We start from the raw sequence: 24,845 nt of genomic DNA, 5'->3' as shown, positions 1-24,845 counted from the left end.
TGTTAATAAAATTTGTCTTTGTTAGTCATTCAGTTAAGCTTAAAACTCAGCGTTAGATTTTTTGACACGTCAGCATTTTGACAGGAGTCATAGCGCCCAATGGAACATAGCTTTTTAATCCAAGTATTACTTATGCTCGTGATTGCCATTGTGGCCATTGCTGTGCTGCGCCGTTTGGGCCTACCCGCAATTCTGGCTTATTTACTCACAGGGGTCGTGAGTGGCCCGAGTGGTTTTCACTGGTTTACCCAGCATCAAATGCAATCTGTCGCCGAACTTGGCGTTGTGCTGCTGATGTTTACCTTAGGCTTAGAGTTCTCTGTGCCGCGGCTGTGGGCCATGCGCCGGACTGTATTTGGCTTAGGCAGTGCGCAGATGGTGATCACGACCCTGTTGACCATGGGCGTGGCCCTATTGTGCGGCCTGAATTGGGTTGAAGCCTTGGTTATCGGTGCTGCCATCGCGTTGTCATCTACTGCTATTGTCCTCAAATTACTCAATGAACAGGGATGGCTGAGGCGCCGCCACGGCGAACTCTCCGTCAGCGTGCTTTTGTTCCAAGATTTAGCGGTTGTGCCGTTGTTGATCCTATTGCCATTACTGGCCAATGGCGGCGAACCTTTGATGGTCGCGGATATCGCCTTTGCCTTGCTCAAAGGCATATTGGCCTTTTTCCTCTTAATGGCGTTTGGTAAGTGGGCGTTGCCGCGGATATTTGATGAGGTTGCGCGTTCTCGCTCCAATGAGCTGTTTGTATTATCGACCTTAGTCGTTGCGCTTGTCACAGGGGCTTTTACTCAGTGGCTAGGATTATCTATGGCGCTGGGGACATTTATGGCGGGTATGCTGCTGGGAGAAAGCCAGTATCGCCGCCAACTTGAGGCGGATATACGACCGTTTCGTGATCTATTGATGGGGCTGTTTTTCATCTCCATTGGCATGATGCTGGACTTTACCTTAGTGATGCGTTTCTGGTGGCAGATACTGCTGATCTTAGTGGCTGTTGTGCTAGGTAAGGCGCTGATCATTCATGGCATTTTAAGATTAGTAGGTGAGCCTTTTCGAATTGCGATGAGTACGGCTATGAGCTTAGCTCAAGTGGGGGAGTTCAGTTTTGTGGTATTGGCTTTAGCGGTCAACTATCAACTTTTAAATAATGAGATCAGTACCATATTAGTCATGGTCGCCGTGCTTTCCATGGCAATAGCTCCTTGGTTAGTTCGTCATAGTGTGGATATTGCTAAGTGGGCGCTGGGGATCCGTCAGGCAAAGCATGTGGATGAAGCTGTGCCATTGATGATGGATGATCATGAGCTGGTGATGATTTTTGGTTACGGCCGAGTAGGACAAACCATTGCCCGTTTTTTAAAAACTGAAGCTGTACCTTATCTGGTATTGGATCTCGATCCAACGCGCGTCACTGAAGCGCGTCGTGCTGGCGAACCTATTTATTTCGGTGATGTGTGTAAACGGGCAATTTTAAAACAAATGGGCGTTAAACAGGCCAAGATGATCGTTATCACTTTTTGTGAGTCACGTAGTTTAGAAGAAGTCTTACCTTTATGTAAGTTATTGGCACCAGAGGCTAAAATTTTAGTTAGAACCAAAGACGACAGTGATCTAGACTTGCTTAAAAAGGCGGGAGCTAATCAAGTTATCCCTGAGTCTTTAGAGGGGAGCTTGATGTTAGTATCGCAGGTACTACACCAATGTGGTGTGCCATTGACACGGATCCTAAAACGGCTAGAATCTGAGCGGCGCAATCATTATCAATTTTTACACGGCTTCTTTTCCGGTACAGAAACTGATTTTACTTTAGAGTCATTGCATGCGGTGGCATTACCGCGTGGGGCTGATGCGATAGGTAAAACTGTTGCCGATATCATGTGGGAAACATTGAAAGTAGAGTTAAGGGCGATTCGTCGCAATGGCGCTGAAGTGGAACATCCTGAGCAGGACTGGGTTTTTCGTGCAGGGGATATCTTACTGATAGTGGGTAAACCACGGCGACTTGAGAAAGCTGAGGCTAAGCTCCTACATGGCTAAAGGCTTGAGGTTCACTCTTTTGAGATGGATGAAAATGCAGATATAAAAATGCCGACATAGTGTCGGCATTTTTGTCTGGAACTTGTTAACTTAAATTAGACAAAGTCTAATTACAGAATAACTACGTTCGCAGCTTGAGGACCTTTTTGGCCTTGTTCGATGTCAAAAGAAACCTTTTGACCTTCAGCAAGAGTTTTAAAGCCTTCTGAAACGATTGCGCGGAAATGAACGAATGCGTCAGCGCCACCATTGTCAGGAGAAATAAAACCAAAACCTTTATCTTCGTTAAACCATTTAACTACACCAGTAGTTTTAGACATGAATGTCTCCAAAATTTTCAAACAAATAATTCGCAATTATGCGGTATGTTAGCCAGAAATAGAATTATTTACATTGATGATAAGTTATGAGTGGAAAGCTTCATGACAGCAAAAAAAATATTACAGGCGTAGCGAAGGTTTTCAAATACATAATATTGCTTATAAATAGGTCTGAATCACAGGCCGGAGTGCAGATTAACATACTCTAGGGGTTTGTATAGTTTTATTTTTAAATACCTCTCATATTGAAACTGCTTTTTTGCGACTTATTGAGTGCGGAATTAGATATAACTATTAATATTCAACTATTTAGATTTTGTTTTTGATTGTTATCTAGTGTGAAAGTTTTTTTATGTTTGCCACGACTGACTTGCGATTAACCTTTCAATCCGTTCCATGAGGTTTAAATGCGGGCTTGTATGCTTAGGTAAGGATTCTGTCATGATTCGTTACGTTATTGAATTGTTGCTTATTTGTGGTTAATGGTATTCTCGTCATTCAATAAAAACGTGCTTGAGCTATGGATTCAGGGCGATAACTTTAGATTGAATATAATAAGAATGGAGAATGACGTTGAAAACAGTACTAAAACGGATTGGACTCGGCAGCTTAGTCTTAGTGCTGTTATTAGTGGCGCTGGCCGCCCATGAATGGTTTGCGAAAAAGCCGTTTTTCTTTCGCGCATTTCTAGATCGAAGTGTGGTCAAGATGGCTTTCGAAAGCCCAGAGACCTTGACTTCATTGGGATTCTTGGAATCGTTAGGGATTACAGGCCATAACGCCGAGTTGGATGACGATAGTCCAGAGGCGATGGATAAGACTTTCGCGCAAGTGCGAGATCTGCGTGAAACCCTATTGAGCTATTCCGATGCGGATTTAGATGAAAATCAACGTATCTCCAAGGATATTGCCTTATATCTTGCCGATTTCGCGCTGATCTCTGAGCCGTATCGTTACCATAACTATCCGCTGAATCAGTTGTTTGGCGTGCAAAACGGGTATCCCAGCTTTATGCAGGCGCAGCACCAAGTGCATTCTGTGGGCGATGCAGAAAACTATCTGTCGCGTTTACAAAAGGTGAAACTTAAGTTTTCGCAAACTCTCGAAGGCTTAAAAATCCGTGAAGCTAAAGGGATTATTCCGCCTAAGTTCGTGATTGAGCGTGTTCTGACCGAGATGAATGAGTTTGTCGCGACGCCGATTCAAGACAATATTCTCTACAGTTCATTTAAAACTAAATTGGCTGACACGGATATCAGTGCCGATGAGCAAGCACGGTTATTGGCAGCGGTGGAAGCGGACATTAAAAGTTACGTGCATCCAGCGTATCAATTATTTATCGACTACCTTACCCAGCTACAAGCCAAAGCTGGGACGGATGATGGTTATTGGGCGCTGCCAAATGGCAACCTTGCCTATGAGCAATTGCTGAAGTTCTTTACGACCACTAATTACACTGCGGACGAAATCCATGTCAAAGGGCTCGCTGAGGTAGATCGCATTCAAAATGAAATCATGACTATTTTAGCCGCTGAAGGTTACGATATAAGCCAAGGTTTCTCGGTCGCGATTGAAGCATTAGCCGCCGATCCTAAGTTTTACTACGAGGATAGCGATGCGGGTAGGGCGCAAATCCTCGTCGATTATCAAGCGATTCTTGATGAAGTGAATGCGGGACTCGGTGATGCCTTTCGTATTCGACCCGAAGCGGGCATGGAAGTGGTGCGTATTCCTGAGTTTAAAGAGAAAACGGCACCGGGTGCCTATTATCAGCAGCCCGCGATTGACGGTAGTCGTCCAGGGCGTTTCTATGCCAATTTATATGACATCAAGGCCACGCCTAAATACGGTATGCGCACTTTAGCCTACCACGAGGGGATCCCTGGGCATCATTTCCAAATTGCGGTGGCGATGGAGTTAGAAGGTATGCCACTTATTCGTAAGATGGCGCCTTTTACGGCGTACATTGAAGGTTGGGCTTTATATAGCGAACGTTTGGCTTGGGAGCTCGGTTTTCAAAAGGATCCCTTTGATAATATCGGTCGTCTGCAGGCTGAGTTGTTCCGCGCTGTGCGTCTAGTGGTGGATACGGGTATTCATCATAGTCGTTGGACTCGCGAGCAAGCGATTGACTATATGAAGAAAAATACTGGCATGTCCGATCGCGATGTCACGGCTGAGATTGAGCGTTATATCGTTATGCCAGGTCAAGCGACGGCTTATAAAGTCGGTATGATGAAAATTCTCGAACTGCGCGAAAAAGCCAAGTTGGCCTTAGGTGATAAGTTCGATCTCAGGGATTTCCACGATGTAGTTCTGAAGAATGGTGCAGTTCCTTTGGATATCTTAGAAACATTAGTCGATCGCTACATTGCTGATAAAAAAAGTGCTGATACAAAAAATGCTGAGGCCAAAGCCACAGACGCTAAAGCGCAAGTTTAGCATTTGGTTATAGCAGTTAACGCTCACTCATTGATAATAATTGATATTTATCAATTGCTTTTCTCTCGATAAAGCCCATACCCTGTCTGCGAATAAGTGTGTTCTCTTATCTTGCAGGCAGGGTGGGTTTATCGATAGAGGCTATCATTCTGGCTTTCGGCCAAGGCTTTCAATACAATCCCACACAACTTATTGATAAATGTCGCGCGGCAATGGCTTGCTATTGCTCGGAGTTGATATTTTTAGTTTCAAGGTTTTTACATGAATCGCTTGTCCCCCCAAGATCCTATCCAATTGACTCGAACCACGATTGAGTCATTATTCACGCCGCCAACCTTAATGCGCGCCCGTGATTATGTGATGAAAGGACGGGTGTTGAGCGCCAAAGCGAACGCCGATTTTCGTCATATTGAAGGTCGTGTTATGGGGACGGAATCCCAGCCCTATCGGCAGGATATTCGCCTTGTCAGCATGAACCATAAGTTGATCATGAATGGCTTCTGTTCATGTCCCGCCACTGGGCATTGCAAACATATTGCTGCCGTACTTTACAGTTTACTGAGTGATAGAACCGTTGAAGATCAACGTATTGCTCAGTGGTTACATCTGCTAGACGAAAGTGATGATCTCACGGTTTCAAATGTTGATTTACTCTACGACGATCGCGTGCTGTACGTGTTATCTAAAGATGATAACGGTGTCTTTCTTGAGCTAAGAAAAGGCAAGTTGGCGAAGAATGGTGGCTATAACAAAGGCTCGAAAATCGCTTTATCCGACGTGCAATATTACATGCCCGCTTGGATTGGCGCTGAAGACGTGCTCATCATCAATCTCATCATGTCAACCCGTCGCCATGGTGCCTCTCGCCTGTATCTTAAAGCTCAGTTAGGTGCCATGGCACTGGAAAAAATGCTCGTCACTGGGCGGTGTTTTTGGGAGGAGAGCCGTTTACCGCTCACCCGAGGTGAAGCGAGCAAGCCTGAATTCATTTGGTTAGATAAGGATGCCGAGCATAAACAAATGCAGTTAATGCTGCCCAATAAAGACAATTGGGAGCTTATCCCCTGTGAGCCACCGACTTATATCGATTTAGATTATTTTAAAGTTGGCGCATTGGACACTGAGATCAGTGTTGAAAAGCTGTTATTACTCAGTCAGATGCCGCCAGTGCCTAGCTCACAGATTGAACTGGTGAGCCACAAACTGATTAAGCATTTTTCGGCGAAAACGGTACCTACGCCTGCTTTGATTGATTTTGTCGAGCTGCAAGTGCCGCTTCAAGTCAGGTTGACCTTAACATCGCAGGAGTTACCTGAGTTTGCTATGGCGCAGCCATTAGTGCTGTTGGAATTTGTCTATCAAGACGTGGTGCTCGGCGGCCAATACCCCGATGAGCCCTTGTCCTTAGTCACTCATCAAGGCAAAACCTATCAAATCGCGCGTCAACTCAATGCGGAAATGGATGTGATTAATCGTTTGATGGCATTGGAACTGGTGGAGCTGGCGCCTTCTTTTATCCCAAACAGTGGCAGCTATGTCAGCATTTGGGGGTTAGGTTCACTGCCTGAAACGATTGATGCTTGGTTGCACTTTATTCAACAGGAAATCCCGGCGCTAGAGGCTTTAGGTTACCAAGTGCATTTTGCCGACAATTTCAGCTTAAATGTCATTGATACTCCGCTGGCGATTGAGCTGGATGATACGCAAGAGGGTTGGTTTTCTCTGTCACTGAATGCTGACATCGATGGTCAAATAGTGCCTATGCTGCCCTTAATTGCCACTTGGCTTAAGCAGTACGGTGAGCCCGCCGATGATGCAGAACTGTTGTTACCAAGCCCAAATGGTGATTGGTTAAAAGTCAAAGCCAGCGTGATTAAGCCGCTGATCAGCATTATTTTAGAACTGTTCGATAGCCACAAAGGCAACAGCGTGTCTTTGCCTAAATACCGTGCCCACCTATTAAATGATTTTGCCGACAGTGATATTCGTCTGCTTAATGGCGAACGAGTGCGCAGTTTAGCGACTAAGCTCGAAAATTTTAACGGTGTGTTAGAGGTCGCAGTCCCAGACAACTTAAATGCTGAGTTACGTCAGTATCAACAGCAAGGGTTGAATTGGCTCTGTTTCTTAAAGGAATATCAGCTTGGCGGTATTTTGGCCGATGATATGGGGCTGGGTAAAACCATTCAAACCTTGGCTTTTTTACTTAAGCAGCAAGAACTAAAATCTACGGTAGCAAGTTGTTCACCGAGTTTAATTATTTGCCCAACGAGCTTAGTGGGTAATTGGGCGAAAGAAGCCGCGAAATTTGCGCCATCGTTAAAGCTAGTCGTTATTCATGGTGCTTTACGTAAGCCTTTGCTCGAACGCTTAAATGAGTTTGATATAGTGGTGACGACCTATCCGCTGATCGTGCGCGACAGTGACTATTATCAACAGCAGGTGTTTGAACATATCGTGCTGGATGAAGCACAGCAGATAAAAAATGCGCAGGCGAAAGTGACTCAAGTGATTAAAGATCTTAAAGCGCCGTTTAGATTGTGCCTGTCGGGTACGCCGCTTGAAAATCACTTAGGTGAACTTAAGTCTTTGATGGATTTTTGTTTGCCCGGACTACTCGGCACGAATGCCTTCTTTAACAAATCCTTTAGGCACAAAATTGAACGTTATGGGGATATGGAACAAGCGCAAATCTTGAGTCAACGGATTGCGCCTTTTGTGCTGCGCCGAACCAAAGATGAAGTGGTCGGTGAATTACCCCCTAAAACCGAAATCTCCCAGAGCTTAGAGTTAGAAAAAGATCAGCGTAATCTCTACGAGAGTATTCGACTGGTGATGGAGAAAAAACTGCGGGATTTATTTGCCACTCAAGGCGTTGGTAGCAGTCATATCGAGTTTCTCGATGCCTTACTTAAGCTACGCCAAGCCTGCTGCGATCCGCGCTTGGTGAAGTTAGAGCAAGCGCAGAAAGTGAAGAATAATGCTAAGTTAGACTGGCTGAAGCAGAACTTGCCCGAGATGGTGCAAGAGGGGCGTAAGATATTGATTTTCAGCCAGTTCACTAGCATGCTCAGCTTGATTGAAGCTGAGCTGGTGGACTTGGGGCTCGATTACAGTAAGCTCACAGGACAAACTCGCCTGCGCCAAGCGCAGATAGATAAGTTCCAAGAGGGCGATACACCTGTGTTCTTAATCAGCTTAAAAGCGGGCGGCACTGGGCTCAATCTCACCGCGGCGGATACTGTGATCCACTATGATCCCTGGTGGAATCCGGCGGCGGAAAAACAGGCTACGGATAGAGCCCATCGTATCGGCCAAGATAAGCCAGTGTTTGTTTATAAGCTGATTGCAGAAGGTACAGTAGAAGAAAAAATCCAAGAAATGCAGCAGCATAAGCAAAGTCTGGCGGACAGTATTCTCGAAGGTAAAGGCAAGGGCACATGGCAAGGAAGCGCCGATGAACTGTTATCGCTCTTTAGCTAAATCGTGGCCAGTTTTTCTAAATTGATTGAATCATTTGACTGAGGTGAACCATGCAGTACCAAGTCGACACTCATACCCATACTGTGGCGTCGAGCCATGCTTATAGCACGATTCATGACTACTTAGCGGTGGCAAAGCAGAAGGGGATTCGCCTATTTGCCACCACAGATCATGGGCCTGCGATGGCCGATGCGCCGCATTTTTGGCACTTTGTGAATTTAAGAGTTTTGCCACGTATGGTTGATGGCGTCGGGATTTTGCGGGGTATCGAAGCTAATATCAAAAATATCGACGGCGAGATTGATTTCTTTGGTGATTATTTAAAGCAGCTCGATATTGTGCTCGCAGGATTTCATGAGCCCGTCTATCCTCCGTCAGATAAAGCAACTCACACAGAGGCCATGATTAATGCGATTAAGAGCGGCAAGGTTGATATCATTACTCATCCAGGTAATCCAGCCTATCCAATTGATATTGAAGCCGTTGCCCGCGCCGCTGCTGAATACGGTGTGGCGCTCGAAATTAACAATTCCTCCTTTGAAGTGTCCCGTAAGGGCAGCGAAGCCAATTGCACTGCGATTGCCAAAGCGGCCAAGGAATTTGGCACGATTTTAGTTATGGGCTCTGATTCCCATGTGGCTTTTAGCTTAGGCGGTTTTGCGCGGGCGCAAGCGATTATCGATGAAGTGGCTTATCCGCCATCACGATTACTTAATCGTAGTCCTTCAGCACTCTTGGCCTTTTTAGCCGCCCGTGGCCATGAAACCGTTACCGATTTGATCCCCTTATTCAGTGACGATGAGCCATGCTGTTGATTAGTGATGAAAATAGTGGCAACTAAAGTGACGCCACTTCAATGCGGGGCGGCGAGTGCCACAGATGCTAACATTCCTCAAGTGGTGTTAATCACTGGCGCTAAGAGTCAGTTCGCTCAGGCCTTGCTGAGAGTCGCTGCCGATATTGGCGAGCTAGCCCTAAATAGCAGCACAAGTACAAACTCAGTCGCACCAATTAAGCTTTATGCGCTAAGTCGCAGTCAGTTAGACATTACCGATGCCGCCAATATTGCCGCCGTATTTGATCAATATCGACCAAGCTGGGTGATCAATTGTGCGGCCTATAATGCGGTCGACGCAGCTGAGCATGATGCAATCGAAGCGAATCGTGTGAATGCACTCGGCCCTGAGTTACTGGCGCAGCAATGTTGGCTGTCGGGCGCCCGCTTACTGCATGTGTCGAGCGATTATGTGTTTGGTGGTCATGCTGTTCGTGATGTTAGAGAAACTGGCGCTGAGCCGTATCAAAATCAAGACTCAGCTCCAAATCATTTACCAAGGCCTTTTGTTGAACTCGATGCTCCCAAGCCGTTGTCTGTATACGGTAAGAGTAAGTTGCTCGGCGAGCAGAAGGTAGTGGCCATCTTGGGGGAGCGCGCAACGATTGTGCGTACCTCATGGCTCTACGGTCAAGATGGGCATAATTTTGTCCAAACCATGCTGAACTTGATGCGCACTCAACCAAGCTTGCAGGTGATAGTCGATCAAATCGGCTGTCCGACGTGGAGTGATGCACTCGCTAAGGTGATTTGGCAATTACTCATGCAACAGTGCTCGGGCGTATTTCATTACAGCGCTCAAGGCCAATGCAGTTGGTATGAGTTTGCCTGTGAAATCCAGCGACAAGCCCTAGCGCTAAATCTGTTAAGTCTGCCAGTAGTTATCCAGCCGATTACCAGCGCTCACTATGCTAAACAAGCATTAAATCGCGGCATGAGTTTGGCAAAAAGACCGAGTTATAGCGTGTTGAATAGTGCCAAAGTACAGTCCGCTTTGGCTGTCAATACCGCACTGCCTATGCCTGATAACGTCGTATGGCAAGATTGGCGTCAGCAACTGAATTGCATGTTGCGACGCTATCATGACGATAATTAGCGTGACTCACATTTGGGTTTAGGCAGGTTTAATCAGGCGTTAAGCGTTTACATCATCGCAGTGATTAACGTTTTCGAAAACAAAAAGCCCGCCAATAATCAGATTTAAGCGACGGCTTTAGACTATCAATATGAAAACATAGGCTGTGAATACGAATGCAGCTGGACTTAAGCCTCTTCTCAGCGCCAATGGCTTGCCTTAGTATCGTAATCACTTTGTTTATCTGTGGTTTTGTGCGCCGCGGTTTAAGCTGCGAGTCTTAGTCTATTTTGCTTGATGTATGATGAATTTGTTCTAAATTCCCCTTGGATGACAATGGCATAATGCCAAGATATTTAATGCATTAAGGAAGTTTCAGTGACAGACAAGACGACAATAGCGCAGACATTGACCAAACAAGATCTACTGCAAGTGGTCGCGATTGCCAAAGGCGCAGGCGATGCCATTATGACGGTTTATGGTCAAGATGACTTTTCGGTGAGCTATAAGGGGGACGATAGCCCTGTGACGGCGGCCGATTTAGCCGCGCACCACGTGATAGCGGCAGCATTGGCAAAGCAATTTGTCGGTATTCCTATTATGTCTGAGGAAGCGGCGGATATCGCGTGGGACGTGCGTCGTCAATGGCAAACCTATTGGTTGATTGATCCTTTAGATGGCACTAAGGAATTTATTAAGCGCAATGGCGAGTTTACCGTCAATATTGCACTTATCCATCAAGGGGTTGCTATCGCAGGTGTGGTATATGCGCCTGTGCTCGATACCTATTATTACGGCGCTAAACATTTAGGTGCGTGGCGCCAACAAGCGGGTCAAGAGAGCCCCTTATTGGGCGCCAACACGCCACGCGAAATGCCGATGGTTGTCGGCAGTCGCTCGCACTTGAGCCCTGGCTTAGCGCAATATTTACAACAGTTTGGTGAGCATGACATCTTAAGCGTAGGGAGTTCGCTTAAGTTTTGTATGTTGGCAGAAGGCAGTGCCGATCTGTATCCCAGACTGGGTCCTACCAGTGAGTGGGATACCGCAGCGGCGCAAGCTGTGCTCGAAAGTGCAGGCGGCACAGTTGTCTGTTATGACTCAGGTGAACCATTAACTTATAATCAAAAACCCGACATTTTAAACCCTTACTTTATTGCCACAGCTCCTGGCTGGGTAAAATAACGATTGCCTTGCATCAATCTCACTTGATGAAAGGGCAAGCTAAACACTGGAGTAGTAATTCATGATGCGCATGGGCGTCGATTTAGGCGGAACAAAAATAGAATTAGTCGCACTGAGTGATGAGGGCAATGAGCTATTTCGCAAACGTGTGACGACGCCACGTGACTATCAGGGCACGCTTGCTGCGGTGGTTGATTTAGTTAAGGAAGCGGAAGCGACTCTTGGCGAGAAAGGCACTGTCGGCGTGGGTATTCCAGGTGTGGTATCGCCCTATTCAGGTTTAGTCAAAAATGCTAACTCGACGTGGATCAATGGTCAGCCCCTCGATGTACATTTAGGGGAATTGTTGCAGCGTGAAGTGCGGGTTGCCAATGATGCAAACTGTTTTGCGGTATCAGAGGCGGTCGATGGGGCAGCCGCTGGCGCTTCTGTGGTGTTTGGCGTGATTATTGGTACTGGTTGTGGCGCGGGTGTGGCAATTAACGGCAAAGTTCACGGTGGTGGTAATGGTATCGGCGGTGAATGGGGTCATAATCCTTTGCCTTGGATGACCAAGGAAGAGTTCAATACCACCCGATGTTTCTGTGGCAATCCCGATTGTATCGAGACCTTTATTTCAGGTACTGGCTTTGTGCGTGATTATAATGCGGCTTTGACGGCTGCGGGTACAGTGCGTGCTCATGCCAAATCAGGTGCCGATATTATGTTGTTAGTCGATGAAGGTGACGCCATTGCGGTTGCTGCATTTGATCGTTATATGGATAGACTCGCTCGTTCACTCGCCCATGTGATCAATATGCTCGATCCCGATGCCATAGTGTTGGGCGGCGGAATGTCGAATGTCGCGGCGATTTACCCAAGATTACCGGCATTGCTGGCCCATTATGTGGTGGGACGTGAGTGTCATACGCCTGTGGTGCAGAATCTATACGGTTGTTCATCGGGTGTGCGCGGTGCCGCTTGGTTGTGGGAAAAGTGATCCATTATAGAGGATATAAACTCCACCAGTGAACTCATTACGCTATGAAATCAACGTCTAGTGATATCAGAGTCTTGTAAACAATAGCCCAGTAAAACGCTGGGCTATCTTTATGTGCGATGTATTCCCCCCGTATTTTGATGCTATGATTGCGCTCCTTTGGATTGCTTGGCATGGACATCATGTTTTGGGTTAAGAAAGTTGTTTCACAGGGGATGATGCCGATTCCCTTTATCCTATTGTTATTACTGATTTCTTTTCTAGTATGGCGCCGTCGCAGTATGGCGAAATACTTAGTATCCTGCGCTTTTTTTCTCTTACTGTTTTTAAGCAGTCAACTGAGTGTGAATACCTTAGTGCGGCCGTTAGAATCAGCTTACCCGATTAATTCCACGCCCATCGCAGGCGCTTGTTTTGTGATGGTATTAGGTTCAGGGCATGCTGATATAGCAGGAGCGACTGCGGTGCAATCCTTATCGGATGTCGCCCTTACAAGGTTAACTGAAGGAATTCGGCAACTTAAGTTGGGTCAAGAGTGTATGTTGATCGTCAGCGGCTGGGGCGGTGAACTCACTCAATTTTCCCATGCTGAAATGATGGCTAAAGCCGCGGTAGAGCTAGGTGTTGATAAAAGCCGAATTATTCAATTTCCACTGGCGCGCGATACGATTGAAGAAGCGCAATACTTAAAGTGGGAGTTAGGGGAGGAGCCCTTTCGCTTAGTCACATCGGCCACTCATATGCCAAGGGCGATGGCTATTTTCGCCGCTAAAGGCTTACAGCCATATGCTGCCCCAACGGATTTTATTGGCCGAGATGATTTTGGGTGGCGGTTAACCGCCGATAATTTAGTGGCTTCTCAACGGGCGATTCACGAATACATTGGCCGTTTGTGGTTATGGATAAAGGCAGTAAGTTAAAGATGGCAAGTTAAGGGTGTGGTTTGCCAAGTTCAGTCTAAAGATCGTGAGTTTTAACAGGAAGATGAACAATGACAATTGAGTCAGAAATAGTATCAGTGCGTCCTTTATCGAAACGAAATGGATTAACCTTAACTTGGCTGGGGGGCTTAAGTCTGGTGCTGGGTTTGGGACTGTTTCTGACGTGGCCGGCCTTGTTTGCTGTTGGTTTGATGTTTTTTAGTTTGGGCGCGATTTCACTCATTCTCGGTTTAGCCAAGGTGTATGAGCCGGAAACGACTCTAGCATTAGATGACAAGGGGCTGACCTATTTTCATCGCCGCGGCAAAGTGGCTATCGATTGGGATAATATTCAGCGGGTCGATATTCCGCGGGTGACTAATGGTTTAGATACTATAGAGTTATCTTATTTAGGCATTAAACTGAAACATTTAAATCCCATTCTCGATAATATTTCCCTGCGTCTAGCAACAGGATTATTAACTGAACAGCGACCTTTGCTGGTGACGGCTGCCTCTCAAGATGCAGACTTAGCGACTTTAGAAACTTATCTCGGCGCTGAGTTTGGCCCTTTAGTGATAGAAGGGGATCGTTATCGTGGCGTATTGGCTATGTTTGGGCATCGCTGCGTGATGTTAGATACGCGTTTAGGGTATCACTTGTATATTCCCCATGACAGTTTAGATAGGGAACCTAAGGACTTTATTAAGTTACTTAGACAACGTATTGCACAATGTAGCCGCTCAGCTGGTTAAATCTACAATCTCAATTGAAGATCATCAGCAATAAAAAAGGGGACCCTAGGGTCCCCAATGAGTTGCAGAGATAAAGTTTGGGTTGTGCAGGGGCAACCCAAAGGTACTAGTGTGCTACCTCTGCGTGTACCTTATCTACACCGTAGGTTTTACCTTCAGCATGACAAGTTGCGCAAGATTCTACTGGTAAGTTAGGATCTGTCATTGCGTCAGCTTCAACCACAGCACCGTTGCTTCTAAAGTGAGCGACAGCCGCTGCATCAGAGTGAGCGTGGCAGCTACGGCATGATTCAGCTACTGGGCTAATGTAGTTGCTACCCACTTTGATTGAACGTTTCTCAGAGGCTAAACCACCGTCAGTCGCAAACAGTTTTGCATCATCTTTGTGACATGCAGAACATGCAGTTTCTGGTGATGGATAACCGACTAATTCACCATTGGCATCGCGGAAGATCCCTGCGATAACATCAAAGTTACCACTGTGGAAGCGGTGGGCGACGGTGAATAAGTCTTTGTTATTGAAAGTGACTTCTGGATTAATGACTTTGCTACCGTCTTCACCTTTAGAAACCACTGTTTTATGACCTGATGCACCTGTTGTATCGTTGTGACAGTTCATACATTGATCAAAAGTGTAAGTTCCGTGTCTGGTGCCCTTGATATAATCTAAGGTGCCGTGACAGGCGTTACATTTTGCTTCTTCTACGGTAATTCGAGCAGGATCTGTCATTCGAGCTTTAACTACTGCAGAAGCATCTAAGCTATAGAATTTAACAGGAGCAGTGTTACCAATTGGATTTGTTGGGCCAAATTCAAGTCCTGTGGCATTACAGCTACTCACTTTACCTGCTTTGATACAGACGTTGGCTTCTGAACTGACGTAGATAGTACCAACAGCTTGGGCATCGGGAATATCTTTTACGAAGGTTAATACACCATCGGCCAGCGTACCATTTTCAAGCTTAAGAGCGATTGCTGTTGGTTTGACATCTCTCCAAGCATAAACAGTACCATCAGTGGTTACGTTACCCAGTAATAAGCCGTTAGCCACAAACATACCAGTAGGGTTAGTTGTCGCGTTATACACTTTTAAATCGGTTCCGTTAGGAATTGCAGCGCCATTCATGGTCACATTGGCTTTTAATGTCAATGTTTTCATTCCAGGTGTTGCAGAAGTCGCTACTGCAGCACTGGTAAAGTCAACTTTGAATAGGCTTGCATACTCAGCGCGTTTACCGACACTGTGTACAGCTTCAGGTGTTAAGCTACCGCTGCCATGGCAAGATTTACATTGAGTATCATCAGCTTGGGCTAAACCAAATTCTGAATGGTTTTCGCCAGTGGTGAAGTTCACATTGATATGACAACCCACACAAGCTTGTGCATAAATATTGGTGTTATAACTTGGTGCACCATCATGACAAGATTTACATTCTTTCAAATCAGATGGGAAACCAACTTCACCGAAATATTCTTTTGCTTCGCCACTTAAGCTGTCACTGATGTGATGACCTGCGTGGATCCTATGGATCATGGGAGCAAAATCAAATACCCAACCTTCGGCCAGTTGTGCGTCACTTGGAACGAGATCAGGGTTATGACAAGTTACGCAGTTTTTAACATCTTGGTAGTTATGGTGGGCTTCAATCTTCGCGATATGGCCGTCTACTTCACCGTGACAGTTTTTACATGCCGCACTAGATACTGTGTCTTTACCCGATACACCTAATTCATCTGTTGCAGGGATAAAATCAACGGGTACAGACAAAATCTTGTCAGATAGGACGACACCTGTACTATCGGCGATGTTGTAAGCACGTAAAAAGACTCTGTGTACTGCGTTTGGATTATCATTTGGATTGATGATTGGCGCTGCGCCACCATAAGTCCAAGTTGCTGTGTAAGTGCCTGGCGTCGCTGTATCTTCGGTTAAAGTACAAGCGTTTTTAGTTCCGTTCAGGCCGTTTAGAGTACAAGTTAACGAAGTGCCAGCGGCATTTGCCGTGGCATTATTTTGCCACTCAATCGGGGCGCCAGTACCTGAGGTGTTTTCATTTGCTGTTAAAGAATAAATTGCAATTTTATCCAGTCCTTTGAAAGGGACTACTTTGCCTGCATTTTTACCCGTAACAGTAAATTTAACACTGAAGCCTTCACTGCTGGTTACTTTAATGTCAGCAGGACTTAAAGTGAATGCCAGATCTGTAATGGATTGAGCTGTCGTTGCGAAGGAACCCGCAGGGGCTCCGGGTGTACCTGGTGTTCCGGGAGTGCCTGGTGTTCCGGGTGTACCTGGTGTGCCAGGTGCCCCATCTTGACCATCGCTTCCGTCCCCGCAGGCGGTAAGACTTAAGGTACTGACGAGAGCCAGTGCCAGTAGAGATTTATTGTAGTTTTTCATCATCGCGTCCCTTTTTCTATCTATAAGACTGCGTGTGCAGTGCCTCTAATATAGGAGGATTCATCTACTTATAAAGTGGTATTTGCAAATTTGTATCTGATATGTGAACGATGATTTAACACCCGTGAATGGTAATTCTAAACTTTGCATTTTGATATTTTAAATAGTGAAATTAAGCCGCTAGCCTATGATGTGTATCACGATTTTAATCTTTAAACTTAGGCCGAAATGATGAATTCATTTTCGGTTAAGCAAAATGAACGATGTTAAGAGAGCCTAAATCTTAAGTCGTTATCTTAAGGTTTTGAGCACAAAAGCAATGGGATAAGAGGGCGAGGATGGGGGGAAGATATGGCATTTTAAAGTGATTGAATTGTGCCTTGGATAAATAGAAGTATAGCCCAGTAAACCCACTTAACCCACTTAACATCCATGACGTAAGCTAGGTTGATGAACTTAGTGTGTAATCTATTTTTGTATTAGTGCGCTGGTTCGAGTGCGGCAAGTAAGGAGCGCACGACGAGATCACACTGGCTTTGGCTGTAACGCCGATGAACTGCAGGTTTCTCAATCAGATAATAATGTGGCGCCATCATAGTTTCGTGGAGTCTATTAAGCTCTGTGTCGCTAAGGCGCTCGAGATGTAATCCGGGCATATGTTTAACTGTGTGCATATCAATGCTAGAACAAAAAGCCACACTCTTCATGGTTAATAGATGGGCATACCATTCCTCCCTGTCTATCACTTTCTCTACGGTAGGCAATAAGATACCTTGGCGCTGGCAAAATAATTCTAAGGGATCGATTTTACTGTTAAAGCCCTTGAGTTCTTGAAATAGAAACGGATGGCGACAAATTTGCTCTAAGGTAATATTCGTCTCAACGTCCCAAAGCGGATGTTGCTTGGCTGCAACGATATAAATGCCATTGATTGAGCCAAGTTTGGTGTAACTTAATTCTTTATTTTCAGCACTTTCAAACGTAATCCCAAAATCAAGCGCACCTGCGTGGATCAACTCAGCGCTATTTTCCTGCCATTTATGTAAGCGTATTTGTCCTAGCTTTTGGGCAAGTTCAGGAGTGCTTAACTGAGGCGCTAAAAAGCTTAGCAGGCCATTACAAGCAGCGATATGCAGCGGTAAGTCGGTATTGATGGCCGCATTTTGTATCTGGATTGCAGATTGTTCGAGGTGATAAACCGATTCAGTAAACTGGCAAATAGCAACATAGAGACTTTCTGCTAAAGGCGTCGGTTTAAGCCCCTGTTGACGACGATAAAATAGTTCATCATTAAAGGTTAGGCGTAATGCATTGAGGCAGCGGCTTATTTTGGGGGCAGAAACATCTAACGCTTTGGCCGCGCTATTTGCGTGTCCAGTGTCGAAAATACTTTTAAATACAAGCAAGGTAAAAACATCGAGTTCACAGATCTGTTTTAGTAATAAGTTGCTCATTTTGTATTTTGCCCTGTATGAGTCTTAAATGTTTTTGCGGCGCTATTAGGGGAGTTCTGTGTCCTTGCGATTACCCGAACCACCGCGATCAAATATCATGGATACTAACTGCCAATATTAACATTCAGCATGCGGATTAACTGTGATCCCTCTCGGCAAAATAACAATTATTTAACCATTGTAAAGAGGAGCGTTGGGGAGAGTTAGATGAGTAGGCACTATGTTTAACGTAATGATTGAGCTAAAAGAGTGAGTCAAAGTTAGCTCGCCTAAGGTGGCGAGCAAACGATAGTGATGCATTTAGGATTAGCGAGATTCTATGACGTCGTTTTGCACGGACGGTAAGTTGAGTGGATCTGCTGTTGGTGTATGGCCTATTGCATGGGAATAAATGGTTGGTGCATCTTCTTTAATCCGCATCCCGATAAATTGGCCACCCTCAAGGATTTGCATTGAGGTACTTGCCACTTCGCCGTCGACAACACCATTACGTTGGATCACTAAACGCTCACAAATGAGTCTGCCTTTGAAGTGCCCATCGACGATAAATTCATGGCACTTTACTTCACCTTGAATTATACCGCCTTGTTCTATGGTGATATTGGCCTCAGAAAGCAGCTGACCTTGGATATCACCGCCAACAAGCACGTCGCCTGTTAATTCGATATTTCCCGTGAGTTTAGTGCCTCGAGCAATAAAGCTAAAAGAGGTACTTTTTTTAGGCGAGAAAAACAGTTTTTTTACAAACATCATCATAAATTAACTTAATTCGAGAAGGGATTAACTGAGTTCAACAGAGGCGCGATACTAGCTTAAAATACAGGAGAAGCACAGCTCTGCATGTGTTAATGCAATTACAGTGTTTCTATCAAGTTGGTCGTTTTATCTCAATGGCTTTGCTAGGGCAAGGAGCTACGCAGGCACCGCATCCAGTACAAAGATCAAGGTCTATTTTGGGGCTCGGAGCCTGACCAATACTGAGCACAAAGCTGATGGCTCTTGGTTCGCAGGCATCCTTACAACTTTGGCACCAGATCCCTTGAAAGGTTAAGCAGCTTTCTTGAATATGGGCTTGGTATTGCCAAGGTGCTTGAGTCAAATCGAAAATATTTTCAGGGCAAGCCTTAGCACACAGGGTACAAAATGTGCACTCATTGTCCTTAAAGGAGACTTCAGGAAATCCGCCATCACCTTTGATGATAATGTGAGTTTCACAAACCTCAAGACAGGCGGAACAACGAGTACACACATCGGTGAACTCGATATCATCACGCACCCAAGGCGGCCTTATCGCATTATCTTTACGCCGGCTAAAGAGGCTGCGACGGCTGTGATTAATACTTTGAGTCATGTTGCTCCTCGGGTGGTTAATGATGTAAAGCGATGGTATTTAGAGGGATAAAGAAAAATGGCTTGGGAGATTTCCACAAGCCATTCAAGTTATTAGCCGTTATAACCATTCGGATTGGTTGATTGCCAATGCCAGCTACTGTTGGCCATATCTTCTAGGGTATGAGTCGCTTGCCAGTCAAGATCTTCCCTTGCGTGGGTTGGATCGGCGTAGCAGGCGGCAATATCCCCTGGGCGACGTGGCGCAATTTGGTAGGCAATGGTGTTACCACAGGCTTTTTCAAAGGCCTTAACCATGTCTAATACACTATATCCTTGGCCTGTGCCTAAGTTATAGGTCACTAGACCAGGCTTAGTGGCCAATTTTGCGAGCGCTTTTAAATGGCCATTGGCTAAATCCACGACATGGATATAGTCACGCACGCCAGTACCGTCGTGAGTCGGATAATCATTACCAAACACGCTTAAGGCGGTGCGTTTACCCACGGCAACCTGCGCAATAAAGGGCATTAAGTTGTTAGGGATATCGTTAGGATCTTCGCCGATTAAGCCACTGGCATGGGCGCCAACCGGATTAAAGTAGCGCAGACGGGCGATATTCCAGCTCGGATCGGCATTGTGTACATCTGCCAGTATATGTTCAACCATCAACTTAGACTGACCATAAGGGTTTGTTGCCCCTGTGGGAAAGTCTTCGGTGATCGGTAAACTTGCGGGATCGCCATACACGGTTGCCGATGAGCTGAATACGAGATTTTTTACCTTAAACTCTGCCATGACTTGGCAAAGGATAAGCGTACCTGTAACGTTATTCTCATAATACTTCAGGGGTTTTGCGACGGATTCTCCCACCGCTTTTAATCCTGCAAAGTGGATAACTGAATCAATAGCATGATCGTTAAACACTTTCTGCAATAACGCTTTATTGAGAATATCGCCTTGATAGAAAGTAACCGATTTACCAGTGATCCGCTCGACTCGGTTTAAGGCTTCTATGCTTGAATTAGACAAGTTGTCCAAGACAATCACATCATTACCAGCATTGAGCAGTTCTACTACTGTGTGGGTGCCAATATAGCCAGCACCACCGGTCACTAAAATCGTCATTACTTAATTCCTTTTACAACGGTTTTTAAATAGTGCGCAAAATCTTCACCGATTTCGCTATGGCGCAGGGCATATTCAACGTTAGCACGCATATAACCTTGCTTGTTACCACAGTCGTGGCTCTTACCTTCCATGTAGTAAGCATTTACGGTTTCTTGCTTCATTAACATCGCAATCGCATCCGTTAATTGAATTTCATCGCCCGCGCCCGCAGGAGTTTTAGCCAGTAGTGGCCAAATGCTGGCTGGTAACACATAACGGCCTACAACGGCTAAGTTAGATGGCGCTTCATCCACGGCTGGCTTCTCAACCAGTTCGACTAATGGCTCAGACTCACCCGGTTGTAAATCATGGCCATTCACATCGGCAATACCGTATTGGTTGACGACGTTATGTGGCACGCCTTCCACCATGATTTGACCGACTTGGGTTTCATCAAACAGAGCAACCATAGCGGCTAAGTTATCGCTACGAAGGTCACAGCTGGCTTCATCTATGATCACATCCGGTAGCAATACGGCAAATGGTGCATCGCCGACGACAGATTTAGCACACAAAATCGCATGACCTAAGCCTTTAGCTTGAGATTGGCGCACGCTGATCACTGTTACATCTTTAGGACAAATAGATTGTACGGCTTCAAGTAACTGACGTTTAACGCGGCGTTCTAATTGGGCTTCTAATTCGAAACTGGTATCGAAATGGTTTTCGATAGAGTTTTTACTGGCGTGGGTCACGAGTACAATTTCTTTGATCCCAGCCGCGATAGCTTCACTGACTACATATTGAATCAATGGCTTATCGACAACGGGTAACATTTCCTTTGGAATTGCTTTGGTCGCTGGAAGCATACGAGTGCCTAGGCCTGCGACAGGAATAACGGCTTTACGAATTTGATGTTGTTTCATTGCGAACCTTTTAGGTCAAGGAGATGCGGTTAATGGCCAATATTGTAAATGACCTGCACAGAAAAGCTATTTAGAAACGCTGAAAACTTAGGATATTTAAGTATTTTTACAGCGAAGTCGACGTAAGTTTTAGCAAAGGTAGCACAGTGCATCTAATCCAGCATGGGTGATGTGCACTTGCATGGCGTTTTTAATACCCTTGTAATATTTGCTTTACGTTTACGTCACAGTAGTGGTGCAAGAATAAAGTGTGAGGGAGTTAACAAATTTAAAGGCTTAGATCACTATGGTTCCATGAGCGCTAGCCATTAAGTGAAGACTATGACGAAAGGAACAGAGTACATCGCTCACAGAGCTGATGACACAGGGTTTATCAACTACCCGCAAGAAGAACATGAGATTTGGAGCCAGCTTTATGCCCGTCAAGCGATAAACCTGCCTGGCCGTGCCTGTAAGGAGTATTTGCAAGGGCTAGATGCCTTGGCTATGCCAAAGAATCGTATTCCGCAACTTACTGAAATTGATACTGTATTGCAAGCGACCACCGGCTGGAAAACGGCAGCCGTACCTGCGCTAATTTCCTTCGGCCGTTTCTTTGAACTACTGGCCAATAAAGAGTTTCCAGTGGCGACATTCATTCGCCGTAAGGAAGAGTTTGATTACCTGCAAGAGCCTGATATTTTTCATGAAATCTTTGGTCACTGCCCTTTGCTCACCAACCCTTCATTTGCCAATTTTTCACATATGTATGGCCAATTAGGTTTAAATGCCAGCAAAGAAGAAAGGGTATTTTTAGCGCGTTTATACTGGTTTACGGTTGAGTTTGGCTTGCTACAGCCTAAAGATGGCCCCTTGTGTATCTATGGTGGCGGTATTTTAAGCTCACCTGGTGAAACTTTATATGCAATGGAAAGTGACGTGCCAGAACGTCAGCCCTTTGATTTATTGAAGGTGCTACGAACCCCATATCGCATTGATATTATGCAGCCGATTTATTATGTGATTGAGCACATTGATATGCTTGATGAAATTGCCAAAATGGACATCATGAGTTATGTCACTAAGGCACGTCAGTTAGGTTTATTTGCACCTAAATATCCTCCCAAAGCCAAGGCGAGCTAGTCTCGATTCGATGGATAGTTCGATGTGTTATTTGAGTCGCCATCTAATTTAGTCATGTGATTTAAGTAATTAATAAGTAATAAGTAATGAGTAAAGTGCAACTGAATATCCCTATTAATGTTGCCAACAGGAGTATGTATGACTGCGTTATCGAATATGAAATGTGAAGCGTGCCAAGCCGATGCACCAAAAGTGACCGATGAAGAGTTGGCAGAACTTATTCGTATGATCCCTGATTGGGGCGTGCAAGTGCGTGACGGCGTAATGCAGCTTGAGCGCGTCTACAAGTTTAAAAACTTTAAACTGGCGATGGCATTCACGAATAAGCTGGCGGATTTAGCGGAAGAAGAATTCCACCATCCAGGCATTTTCACAGAATGGGGCAAAGTGACTGTCACTTGGTGGTCGCACTCCATTAAGGGGCTACATAAGAATGACTTCATCATGGCCGCCAAGACAGACCAGTTACTAGGTTAATTATTTAATCAATTTAATCAGCATCTTAATGTGTTTTACGATGCTGATTTTTTCTTCCTGTTACAATTCAACTGTAAACTAGGCTTGCCACTTTCAGTTTAACCTTCTAACGTATACGGGCTCTGCTATTTCCCCTCATCGCTGACGTTTTCGTCAAAGGTAACGATTTGCCTAGCAAGCGTTATTTTTGTTGTAAAGCCTAAGGCGAAAAATAGCTCTGCACGGTTTATCCCCAAAATTCAAATCAAAAAAGGGAATATCAGTCATTATGCGCTTGGAAGTCAGCTGTCAGGATCGTGTTGGTTTAGCCAAAGATATCTTAGTCGTGTTAGAGCGTTATGGTATTAATTTAATTGCCATTGATGCCAGTAACCAAGGATTCCTGTACTTACAATTTGCCGAAATCAGTTTTGAAACCTTGAGTGCCTTGATGCCGCAGATCCGCAAAGTGGAAAGTGTCCACGATGTGCGTACGGTGTCATTTATGCCCTCAGAGCAAGAACATTACGCCCTTAAAACCCTGCTCAAAACCTTACCGGACTCCGTTTTTTCTATCGATGCCAAGGCTCGTATCCGTATCGTTAATGAGTCCGCCTTGCTCAATATCGGTATGGGTGAGCACGAAGTGCTTGAAGAGTCGCTTAATCATTGGGTGCAAGGTTTTAACTTCAGCCGTTGGTTGAGTGAAGCACAAGTATTGCCACAAGCGGCGCGAGTTCAAATCGGCCCGAATGAGTATCTTGCCGAAATGCTGCCGATTTACCTACCCGATGAGGATGAAAAAACCATCTTGGTTGGTGCTGTGGTGTCGCTGAAATCCCCTGCGCGCGTTGGAAAACAGTTTAACGCGCTGCAGAACCAAACCACTGGCTTTGAAAATGTATTAGCCAGCAGTGACAAGATGAAGGAAGTGCTTAAGCAAGCGCGGCGTATGGCCCAGCTCGATGCACCTTTGTTGATCACGGGTGAAACGGGTACTGGCAAAGAATTAATGGCCAGAGCTAGCCATGATGCGGGGATGCGCCGTGAAAAACCTTTTATCGCCATCAACTGCGCCGCTCTACCCGACAGCGCTGCCGAAGAGGAATTATTCGGTTACGTCAGTCAGGGCAAAGTCGTCAAACGAGGTTTTTTTGAAGAAGCTAAGGGGGGCACTGTATTTCTCGATGAAGTGGCAGAAATGTCTAGGGCGGCTCAAGTTAAGCTGCTACGGCTATTGCAAGATGGCACTTTTAGACGCATAGGGGGCGATGAAGAAGTGCGTGCTGATGTACGAATTATTTGCTCGACCCAGAAAAATTTAGCTGAACTATGCCAAACCGGCGAGTTTAGGGAAGATTTGTACTATCGCATCCATGTGCTGAGTTATCACATTCCGTCCTTACGCGAGCGTAAAGTCGATATTATTCCACTGACGGAAATGTTCCTCGAACACTACAGTCAACAGTTGTCTAGCCCTGTTCGGCGGATTTCGGCCCAGTGCCGCGATCATTTGCTCACCTACGCTTGGCCAGGTAACGTACGCCAATTAAAGAACGCGGTATTTAGAGCCGTGTCTATGTGGGATGGCTCGGCCGAGTTGACGGTAGAACAGCTGAAATTGCCGTCATACGCCGAAGGTTTTGGTTACTTTGATAATGAGTTTGAGGGCAATCTGGACGATGCAATGAAGCAGTTTGAAGCGAGTTTGTTGCGTCGATTATATCCGGCCTACCCGAGCACTCGCCAGTTGGCGAAAAAGCTAGGTGTATCACACACAGCTATTGCTAATAAACTGCGTGAATACAAGATAGCCAAGCGCCGTTAGTCAGAGTCTCGTTGGGTTGACACAGTCAATGTAACAGTATCGTTCCACTTAGTTGCCGACTTTTCAGGCATATTGCTTACCGAGATATTGATAAGCGGTAACTAGGTTATAAACGTAATGATTAGTTTACAAAATGTGAAATAATTGACCTAAATGTGATTTTGGTCACGCTATAGGAA

The 24,845-nt window shown here is 45.4% G+C and carries 19 protein-coding genes; 12 read left to right on the top strand and 7 right to left on the bottom strand.

Annotated features, from left to right (window positions below; translation table 11 throughout):
• Nucleotides 1–99 precede the first annotated feature (99 nt).
• On the top strand, nucleotides 100–2,046 hold the full coding sequence (locus tag L5M51_RS07925; protein ID WP_263172257.1) for a monovalent cation:proton antiporter family protein: 1,947 nt from the start codon (nucleotides 100–102) through the stop codon (nucleotides 2,044–2,046).
• 110 nt (nucleotides 2,047–2,156) lie between these two features.
• Here the strand turns inward: L5M51_RS07925 and L5M51_RS07920 are convergent, their stop codons facing one another.
• Nucleotides 2,157–2,366: a cold-shock protein gene (locus L5M51_RS07920; protein ID WP_006080998.1), complete on the bottom strand. Its 210-nt coding sequence runs from the start codon at nucleotides 2,364–2,366 to the stop codon at nucleotides 2,157–2,159.
• Nucleotides 2,367–2,933: 567 nt separating this feature from the next.
• Here L5M51_RS07920 and L5M51_RS07915 point away from each other — a divergent pair.
• The 8 genes from L5M51_RS07915 to L5M51_RS07880 all read left to right on the top strand — a co-directional run bounded on the left by L5M51_RS07915 (nucleotide 2,934) and on the right by L5M51_RS07880 (nucleotide 14,040).
• The gene (locus tag L5M51_RS07915) at nucleotides 2,934–4,808 is read left to right on the top strand and encodes a DUF885 domain-containing protein (protein WP_263172254.1); all 1,875 of its coding nucleotides are present in this window, start codon (nucleotides 2,934–2,936) and stop codon (nucleotides 4,806–4,808) included.
• Between the two features lie 261 nt (nucleotides 4,809–5,069).
• Nucleotides 5,070–8,291 carry a DEAD/DEAH box helicase gene (locus tag L5M51_RS07910; protein ID WP_263172252.1) on the top strand — a complete coding sequence of 1,074 codons (3,222 nt, stop codon included), beginning with the start codon at nucleotides 5,070–5,072 and terminating at the stop codon, nucleotides 8,289–8,291.
• 50 nt (nucleotides 8,292–8,341) lie between these two features.
• Nucleotides 8,342–9,106, top strand: a complete 765-nt coding sequence (locus tag L5M51_RS07905; protein ID WP_263172250.1) for a phosphatase — start codon at nucleotides 8,342–8,344, stop codon at nucleotides 9,104–9,106.
• Nucleotides 9,107–9,112: 6 nt separating this feature from the next.
• Complete coding sequence (gene rfbD / locus L5M51_RS07900) at nucleotides 9,113–10,222, top strand: dTDP-4-dehydrorhamnose reductase (RefSeq protein ID WP_263172249.1); 1,110 nt, start codon at nucleotides 9,113–9,115, stop codon at nucleotides 10,220–10,222.
• Nucleotides 10,223–10,579: 357 nt separating this feature from the next.
• Nucleotides 10,580–11,386 (top strand): 3'(2'),5'-bisphosphate nucleotidase CysQ, encoded by an 807-nt coding sequence (gene cysQ, locus L5M51_RS07895; protein WP_263172248.1) that lies wholly within the window; start codon nucleotides 10,580–10,582, stop codon nucleotides 11,384–11,386.
• A 61-nt stretch (nucleotides 11,387–11,447) separates the two neighbouring features.
• Nucleotides 11,448–12,365, top strand: a complete 918-nt coding sequence (gene mak / locus L5M51_RS07890; RefSeq protein WP_263172247.1) for a fructokinase — start codon at nucleotides 11,448–11,450, stop codon at nucleotides 12,363–12,365.
• 218 nt (nucleotides 12,366–12,583) lie between these two features.
• On the top strand, nucleotides 12,584–13,285 hold the full coding sequence (locus L5M51_RS07885) for a YdcF family protein (protein WP_263172368.1): 702 nt from the start codon (nucleotides 12,584–12,586) through the stop codon (nucleotides 13,283–13,285).
• Between the two features lie 71 nt (nucleotides 13,286–13,356).
• Nucleotides 13,357–14,040, top strand: coding sequence for a DUF2982 domain-containing protein (locus L5M51_RS07880; protein ID WP_212600041.1), 684 nt, complete (start codon nucleotides 13,357–13,359; stop codon nucleotides 14,038–14,040).
• Nucleotides 14,041–14,146: 106 nt separating this feature from the next.
• Here the strand turns inward: L5M51_RS07880 and L5M51_RS07875 are convergent, their stop codons facing one another.
• The 6 genes from L5M51_RS07875 to galU all read right to left on the bottom strand — a co-directional run bounded on the left by L5M51_RS07875 (nucleotide 14,147) and on the right by galU (nucleotide 21,260).
• Nucleotides 14,147–16,444 (bottom strand): OmcA/MtrC family decaheme c-type cytochrome, encoded by a 2,298-nt coding sequence (locus L5M51_RS07875; RefSeq protein WP_263172245.1) that lies wholly within the window; start codon nucleotides 16,442–16,444, stop codon nucleotides 14,147–14,149.
• Between the two features lie 476 nt (nucleotides 16,445–16,920).
• On the bottom strand, nucleotides 16,921–17,895 hold the full coding sequence (locus L5M51_RS07870; RefSeq protein ID WP_113938944.1) for a LysR family transcriptional regulator: 975 nt from the start codon (nucleotides 17,893–17,895) through the stop codon (nucleotides 16,921–16,923).
• A gap of 306 nt (nucleotides 17,896–18,201) precedes the next feature.
• The gene (locus tag L5M51_RS07865) at nucleotides 18,202–18,651 is read right to left on the bottom strand and encodes a polymer-forming cytoskeletal protein (protein WP_263172243.1); all 450 of its coding nucleotides are present in this window, start codon (nucleotides 18,649–18,651) and stop codon (nucleotides 18,202–18,204) included.
• A 112-nt stretch (nucleotides 18,652–18,763) separates the two neighbouring features.
• Nucleotides 18,764–19,246, bottom strand: coding sequence for a ferredoxin-type protein NapF (gene napF / locus L5M51_RS07860; RefSeq protein WP_028760580.1), 483 nt, complete (start codon nucleotides 19,244–19,246; stop codon nucleotides 18,764–18,766).
• Between the two features lie 92 nt (nucleotides 19,247–19,338).
• Entirely contained in the window at nucleotides 19,339–20,352 is a 1,014-nt protein-coding gene (gene galE / locus L5M51_RS07855) for a UDP-glucose 4-epimerase GalE (protein WP_263172241.1), read from the bottom strand.
• Nucleotides 20,352–21,260: a UTP--glucose-1-phosphate uridylyltransferase GalU gene (gene galU / locus L5M51_RS07850; protein ID WP_028760578.1), complete on the bottom strand. Its 909-nt coding sequence runs from the start codon at nucleotides 21,258–21,260 to the stop codon at nucleotides 20,352–20,354. Before galU ends, galE begins: the two co-directional genes overlap by 1 nt.
• Before the next feature lie 321 nt (nucleotides 21,261–21,581).
• Between galU and phhA the strand changes: the two genes are divergently transcribed.
• The 3 genes from phhA (at nucleotide 21,582) to tyrR (ending at nucleotide 24,666) form a co-directional block, all read left to right on the top strand.
• Entirely contained in the window at nucleotides 21,582–22,382 is an 801-nt protein-coding gene (gene phhA / locus L5M51_RS07845) for a phenylalanine 4-monooxygenase (protein ID WP_263172239.1), read from the top strand.
• A gap of 138 nt (nucleotides 22,383–22,520) precedes the next feature.
• A complete protein-coding gene (locus tag L5M51_RS07840; protein ID WP_106650051.1) occupies nucleotides 22,521–22,859 on the top strand; it encodes a 4a-hydroxytetrahydrobiopterin dehydratase in 339 nt (112 codons plus the stop codon).
• A gap of 268 nt (nucleotides 22,860–23,127) precedes the next feature.
• Entirely contained in the window at nucleotides 23,128–24,666 is a 1,539-nt protein-coding gene (gene tyrR / locus L5M51_RS07835) for a transcriptional regulator TyrR (RefSeq protein ID WP_113938940.1), read from the top strand.
• Nucleotides 24,667–24,845 lie beyond the last annotated feature (179 nt).

The organism is Shewanella sp. SM73 (genome assembly GCF_025653795.1).
Classification (GTDB): Bacteria; Pseudomonadota; Gammaproteobacteria; order Enterobacterales; family Shewanellaceae; genus Shewanella; species Shewanella oncorhynchi.
The sequence above is the reverse complement of the archived record's forward strand: the minus strand, read 5'-3'. Positions and strand labels throughout refer to the sequence as shown.

What these genes read in the sequence shown, in the direction of transcription:
- L5M51_RS07865 (WP_263172243.1), bottom strand. Translation starts at nt 18,651, where the DNA reads ATGATGATGTTTGTAAAAAAACTGTTTTTCTCGCCTAAAAAAAGTACC.
- galU (WP_028760578.1), bottom strand. Translation starts at nt 21,260, where the DNA reads ATGAAACAACATCAAATTCGTAAAGCCGTTATTCCTGTCGCAGGCCTA.
- L5M51_RS07885 (WP_263172368.1), top strand. Translation starts at nt 12,584, where the DNA reads ATGCCGATTCCCTTTATCCTATTGTTATTACTGATTTCTTTTCTAGTA.
- L5M51_RS07920 (WP_006080998.1), bottom strand. Translation starts at nt 2,366, where the DNA reads ATGTCTAAAACTACTGGTGTAGTTAAATGGTTTAACGAAGATAAAGGT.
- galE (WP_263172241.1), bottom strand. Translation starts at nt 20,352, where the DNA reads ATGACGATTTTAGTGACCGGTGGTGCTGGCTATATTGGCACCCACACA.
- mak (WP_263172247.1), top strand. Translation starts at nt 11,448, where the DNA reads ATGATGCGCATGGGCGTCGATTTAGGCGGAACAAAAATAGAATTAGTC.
- L5M51_RS07910 (WP_263172252.1), top strand. Translation starts at nt 5,070, where the DNA reads ATGAATCGCTTGTCCCCCCAAGATCCTATCCAATTGACTCGAACCACG.
- rfbD (WP_263172249.1), top strand. Translation starts at nt 9,113, where the DNA reads ATGAAAATAGTGGCAACTAAAGTGACGCCACTTCAATGCGGGGCGGCG.
- L5M51_RS07880 (WP_212600041.1), top strand. Translation starts at nt 13,357, where the DNA reads ATGACAATTGAGTCAGAAATAGTATCAGTGCGTCCTTTATCGAAACGA.
- phhA (WP_263172239.1), top strand. Translation starts at nt 21,582, where the DNA reads ATGACGAAAGGAACAGAGTACATCGCTCACAGAGCTGATGACACAGGG.
- tyrR (WP_113938940.1), top strand. Translation starts at nt 23,128, where the DNA reads ATGCGCTTGGAAGTCAGCTGTCAGGATCGTGTTGGTTTAGCCAAAGAT.
- L5M51_RS07915 (WP_263172254.1), top strand. Translation starts at nt 2,934, where the DNA reads ATGACGTTGAAAACAGTACTAAAACGGATTGGACTCGGCAGCTTAGTC.
- L5M51_RS07875 (WP_263172245.1), bottom strand. Translation starts at nt 16,444, where the DNA reads ATGATGAAAAACTACAATAAATCTCTACTGGCACTGGCTCTCGTCAGT.
- L5M51_RS07840 (WP_106650051.1), top strand. Translation starts at nt 22,521, where the DNA reads ATGACTGCGTTATCGAATATGAAATGTGAAGCGTGCCAAGCCGATGCA.
- L5M51_RS07925 (WP_263172257.1), top strand. Translation starts at nt 100, where the DNA reads ATGGAACATAGCTTTTTAATCCAAGTATTACTTATGCTCGTGATTGCC.
- napF (WP_028760580.1), bottom strand. Translation starts at nt 19,246, where the DNA reads ATGACTCAAAGTATTAATCACAGCCGTCGCAGCCTCTTTAGCCGGCGT.
- L5M51_RS07905 (WP_263172250.1), top strand. Translation starts at nt 8,342, where the DNA reads ATGCAGTACCAAGTCGACACTCATACCCATACTGTGGCGTCGAGCCAT.
- L5M51_RS07870 (WP_113938944.1), bottom strand. Translation starts at nt 17,895, where the DNA reads ATGAGCAACTTATTACTAAAACAGATCTGTGAACTCGATGTTTTTACC.